At 43.7% G+C, this 5,811-nt stretch carries 5 protein-coding genes and 1 pseudogene; all 6 read left to right on the plus strand.

The features are described 5' to 3' along the window. A pseudogene (locus tag ACE1CM_RS35815) lies at positions 1-142 on the plus strand (photosystem II q(b) protein); the annotation flags it as partial. Positions 143-552: 410 nt separating this feature from the next. Beyond that, positions 553-948, plus strand: coding sequence for a hypothetical protein (locus tag ACE1CM_RS35820; RefSeq protein WP_374883684.1), 396 nt, complete (start codon positions 553-555; stop codon positions 946-948). 1 nt (position 949) lies between these two features. Further along, entirely contained in the window at positions 950-2,413 is a 1,464-nt protein-coding gene (locus tag ACE1CM_RS35825) for a GUN4 domain-containing protein (RefSeq protein WP_374883685.1), read from the plus strand. A gap of 153 nt (positions 2,414-2,566) precedes the next feature. Further along, complete coding sequence (locus ACE1CM_RS35830) at positions 2,567-4,873, plus strand: SPFH domain-containing protein (protein WP_374883687.1); 2,307 nt, start codon at positions 2,567-2,569, stop codon at positions 4,871-4,873. Positions 4,874-5,111: 238 nt separating this feature from the next. Then, on the plus strand, positions 5,112-5,396 hold the full coding sequence (locus tag ACE1CM_RS35835; protein ID WP_374883689.1) for a DUF4926 domain-containing protein: 285 nt from the start codon (positions 5,112-5,114) through the stop codon (positions 5,394-5,396). Positions 5,397-5,469: 73 nt separating this feature from the next. Then, the coding region (locus ACE1CM_RS35840) for a Uma2 family endonuclease (protein WP_374883690.1) at positions 5,470-5,811 on the plus strand (342 nt) is incomplete at its 3' end.

The following is a 5,811-nucleotide window of genomic DNA, read 5'->3' on the forward strand; positions in this document are numbered from 1 at the left end:
CAACACCTGGGCTGACATCATCAACCGCGCTAACCTGGGTATGGAAGTAATGCACGAGCGTAATGCTCACAACTTCCCCCTCGACTTAGCCGCTGGTGAATCTGCTCCCGTTGCTTTAACCGCTCCGGTTATCAATGGTTAAGATCTAGGTTGCTAGAAGTTTAAACAAAAAGCGCTCTCCCTTGGGAGGGCGCTTTTTGTTTTGGGGGTTTTTTAGCGACGATCCCAGAAACCGGGTTTCTGGGGGCGAGATCTAGTTCCTTGGCGGAAGATTTTTGATAGAAACCCGGTTTCTTGCTGGGATCTCTAGTTCCTTGGCGCAAGATTTTAGATAGAAACCGGGTTTCTGCATACGATTTTTGATAGAAACCCGGTTTTTTGGCGTCGTCCTGACCGTGTTTTATCCAGATTGCTCAATTTGTCGAAAGAAGGGATTTTTAAATTTAATTGTGCGGCGCGATCGCTTTGTTTTACTGCAAGGTGAATAATTTTCACCCGGAAATCAGTAATAGCTGTGCGTATCATTAAATGCAGTAACTGAAATTGTAAGTTATGATGGGCGAAGAAAACATTATTTGGATAGTTACTAATGAAACTTCCCCGGTAGGGGTGACGGACGGGAGAAAAGACGGTTCTCCTGTGGGGGGAAATTGGGGAGATGATGATGAAGAAAAGCCGGTAACTGACACGAAAAAGGTAGGGAATGCGGTGCCAGTACAGGTGCAAAAATTAGAGGAAGAAATGACTCGCTTTTTGCAAGTAGTAGGAAGGCTGTTTCAACATGCTGAACAGAAAGCGAAAGTTGACTCCCCTGGAATGCAGCTAGACGAAATTGAACTGGTGGTGGAAATTAACGGCGAAGGTGGGGTTAAGTTACTGGGAACTGGGGGAAAAGTTGGCGGAAAGGGTGGAATAACACTCAGGTTCAAGCGCAAAGAAACACAGTGAAATGGCGAAAAACTGGGCAATTACCATTGGCATTAATCAGTACGAATTCCTGCAACCCTTGAACTATGCCAAGCGGGATGCACAGTTAATGCATGATTTTCTCCGCAAGGAAGCAGGTTTTGAATGGGTGTTCTTTTTCTCTGATGACTCGCCTGATTATAAGGGTTTTTCAACTCGTCCCTGCTTTACTAACTTGCTGAAATTTTTGGAGGAACGCTTTGAAAAACCCTTTATGAAACCAGGGGATAACTTCTGGTTTTTCTTCAGCGGTCATGGAATGCGCCATGCTGAGCGTGATTATCTCATGCCTGTCGATGGCTATCCAGGGAATGTAGAAAAGACCGCAATTTCCATCAACTACATCACTGAACGTCTGCGGCGCTGTGGTGCTGATAACGTAGTCCTGATTTTAGATGCTTGTCGTAACCAAGGTATAAAAGCAGGTGAAGGAATTGGACTACAAACGGCTGAAGAAGCACGTCAAAAGGGAGTCATCAGCATATTTTCCTGTAGTCCCAATCAATATTCCTATGAAATTGAGGAATTACAGCAAGGTGCTTTTACCTATGCACTGCTGGAAGGTTTAAGTATGCAGGGAAAATGCGCTACCGTTAAGCAGTTGAATCAATATCTCAGTTGGCGCGTACCGGAATTGGTGCTTCAGCATAAGCATGAGCCACAAACACCTTACACTATTGCTGAACCTGTAAATAAGTTGCATCTGATTCTTTTACCTCGATATGCGACTTTACAAGATATCGACACTTTAAAGATTGATGCTTATCAAGCTGAAGTTAACAGCAACCTGGAACTAGCAGAGCAATTATGGATTCGGGTTTTAGCTGCTGCTTCTGGTACGGATATGGATGCAATTAGGGCGATTCAAAGAATTGCTCAGTCGCGGATCAACCTCACCCCCAACCCCCCTCCGCCACCAGAGACGGGAAACGGACAGAAGTCACCTACACCGGAACCTGGGAATCAGCCAACTCCAACTGATGACCTCAATCCAGAACCTGGTTTAGACTACGCGCAACTGCGGGATTTACTGATAGCAGGCAAGTGGAAAGAAGCAGATAAGGAAACTTATAAATTGATACTGGAAGTGCTTCGTCGAGAACAGGAGGGTTGGTGCAGGAAAGAAGATATATCAAAATTACCTTGCTCTGTTGTTCGCCAAATTAACCAGTTCTGGGTAGAGCATAGCAAAGGTCTGTTCGGTTTCAGCGTACAGCAGCAAATTTGGCGTAACATTCGCGGTAAAGCAGACGAGTTCGATGTATATAAGTTTGCTGATCCTATTGGTTGGCGAGGGAATAAGGACTGGTTAAAATACGATGACTTTACCTTTAGCTTAGATGCTAAAGAAGGACACCTGCCTTCATTTGGATACGGTAATCATCCGTTGCATGAGTGGATATCAAGTTTTCCGAATTTCTTCTTTCACGTAAGTAAGTGTTTGTAACTAAAAATTTTAACTTCAGTCAGGGAGCAGCTACTTAGCTAGTCTCAAAGAATTAGAAAAAAGATTAGCAGCTTGCGGTAATTACTAGGGTGTATCGCTAAAACTAGGTTTCTCAGTCAATCCCCAAAAGTAAAATACCCCCTGTTTGGAATTATGATTGGATTCGTTAAGATTGCTGAAGATAAAGTTGGCATTGTCGAAAAGAAATGGGGAGGCCCTCGCCATTCCCGACTGATTGCCCTGAATGGGGAAGTAGGTTTCCAGGCAGATATTCTCCGTCCCGGATTACATCCTTCGTCTTTGAATGATACCATTCATCAGGTGCCGGTAACTAAGATTGCCGATGACGAAATTGGGCTAGTAGAAGCCAATGATGGTGAACCCCTACCACCAGGAAAAATGTTTGGTAAGGTTGTTGATTGCGACAACTTCCAGAATGCCCGTAAATTTCTGGAAAACGGTGGTCAGAGGGGTCAGCAACTGGCAATTTTGACTGCTGGCACTTACTGGATTAACACCAAGCTGTTTACTATTCGTAAGCAGTCAGTAATTCATATTTATCCGGACGAAATTGGGCTATTAGAAGCCAATGATGGTATTCCCCTACCACCAGGACGCATGTTTGGTAAGGTTGTTGATTGCAACAAATTCCAGGATGCGGCGGCATTTCTGAACAACGGTGGCGAGAGCGGTCAGCAACTAACAATCCTGACTGCTGGCACTTACCAGATTAACACCAACCTATTTACTATTCGTAAGCAACCAGTAATCAATGTTCCTCAAGGAGAAATTGCCCTAGTCATTGCCAAGGATGGTGCTAACCTGCCAGAAGGACAAATCTTGGGGAAAGTTGTTGATTGCAACAATTTTCAGGATGCGGCGGCATTTATAAATAACGGTGGTCAGAAAGGAAAGCAGCGAGCAATCTTGACTGCTGGCACTTACCAAATTAACACCGATCTGTTCGCGGTGATTACTGCTGCCAATGCTGCCCAGCATGGTATGAACCCTAATGATTTACGGGTGTATACAGTGGATACAGATAAGATTGGTATTGTTACGACTTTTGATGGTGCCGCAATTGCACCAGATGAAATTGCAGGTCAAATTATCCAGGGACATGACAACTTCCAAAACCCACAGAATTTTATCGATCGAGGTGGATGTAAAGGGTTGCAACAGGAGGTTCTGCCATCAGGTTCTTGGCACTTGAATCCTTGGTTTGTCAAGGTTGAGCAAGTGGGATTGACTTCTATTGAGGTAGGAACTGTTGGAGTTGTCATCTCCCATGTTGGGAAGACGCCTGAGAACAATGCTAGTCATGACCCTGTTGAAAATAGATATCGAGGTATTTGCAAGCAGCCACTCTATCCTGGTAAGTATCCCATCAACACAAGCGTGATGGATGTGGTCATCGTCCCAACTCATCAAATTACGCTCGACTGGTCAAACAAACAAAAGCCGCCAACCAACTATGATGCCAATCTTAATGCTTTGAACCTTCGTTCCCAGGATGGATTTGCCTTTGATATTGAGGTGACGCAGGTTATTAGTATAGCTGGAGAAAATGCCCCAAGGATGATTTCTTGTGTTGGTTCCCCTGGGAGCGGAGTTTGGCAGCCAACGGTTGGTGATGAATCTAGCTCTATAAACGCCCTCAAATTTACCTCCATCAAAAATCTCGTAACCAGAGTATTAGAACCGATGGTTGGTAATCACTTCCGCAATTCTGCTCAAAATTATGAAGCAATAGACTTTCTGAAAAATCGCAGTGATCGACAAAGAGAAGCTATAGATCACATTAAATCAGCACTCAGTAGCTATGGTGTTGAAGCTGTTGACACGTTGATTGGTGAAATTGATCTGCCTGACGAACTGGAGAAGATTCTCACAGATCGCAAAATCGCCGAGGAGAAGAGGGAAACTTATCAAGCAGAACAAGTGGCTGAAGAAGAACATAGAAAACTTATGTACGCCAAGTACCAGACAGAAATACAGCAAGATGTGGTTAGAGCTACAGAAAATGTGAAAATTGCTGAAATGGAGGCTGAGGCATCTGTTAAGAAGGCAGAAGCGGAAGCGGAAGCATTCCGAATTAAGGGGCAAGCCGATGCAGATGTAACTAAAGCAAAGGTTGATATTATTGGTTCTGAAAATTACACAATTTTAGAGATAGCTAAGGAAGCAGCCAAGAACCAATTACCTTTTGTACCGGGCGCGAAAGCAAGTATTTTTGTGGATAGCCAAGGTGGTACTCGACCCTCAGTCAACGAGCTGTCAGCATTACACTTGACTGCTGCTTACATGGATACTGTACTGAAAAATCAAGCAAGGCTGTCCGAGTTACCAGAAGCCCAACTTCCTGCACTTCCTCAAAGTTACCTTGTCTGTCCTAATTGCCAGACTAAAAATTCATTAAGTAACAATTTCTGCACCAAATGTGGTAATCGACTACACTAATTAATCGAATCTAGGGTTTTTTAATTTACGGTGCTTTTCCATAATCATGAGCCGGGGCGGGTTTATAGAGTTGGTCTGTTAGCGTCATAAATTGTTGGTAAAACCCGCCCCTACGCCACCTGAAAATATATACAACCGATGTCAGCACAGATGATATTAAATTGTGCGATCGCTAGTTTATAGCTAAAATAAAAGTAATCTATTTTCGGAGATAATAAAATTACTCAAATTAATCAAAATGATTGCTGAATTAGACCGAGTTGCTTTAACCACCGACTTACCCGAATATAGTTTAAGAACGGGCGATATTGGCACTGTGGTGTTAGTACATCAGGAAGGTTTGGGATATGAAGTAGAATTGATCGCACTCACAGGTCAAACTGTTGCAATTATTTCCTTATTCAGTTCTCAAGTTCGCCCCATCGGTGACATCACACGATCGTTAATTTGTGTTCGCCAGGGTGAAAAGCCAACAAGAAACCGGGTTTTTCCAAAAAACCCGGTTTCTGTGCGAAAGTTCTAGCTAAAATAAAAGCACTCTCCTTTTGGAGAGGCTTTTTAATTGGCAATTTTTAGCCACAGGGGGGCGAATATCTATGATCCAAGCAAAAAACCAACTCACCCTGGAGGAATTTCTCGCCCTACCAGAAGGGGATGTAACTTACGAATTGGTGGATGGTGAGGCAATACCAAAAATGTCACCGAAATTTTTTCATTCCCGACTCACAAAAGCATTACTTAGACTGCTGGAAGACTGGGGTCAAGATAGGGGAGAGGTCGGTGTAGAATGGGCTGTGGTACTGACGCGCCAAGGAAAAAGCTGGGTGCCTACACCAGAAATTTTATATGTTTCTTATCAGCGGTTATCACCTGATTGGATGGAAAATGAAGCTTGTCCGGTTCCGCCAGAATTAGTTATCGAAATTATTTCACCGGGA

It is taken from the genome of Microseira sp. BLCC-F43 (assembly GCF_041929235.1).
GTDB lineage: Bacteria > Cyanobacteriota > Cyanobacteriia > Cyanobacteriales > Aerosakkonemataceae > Microseira.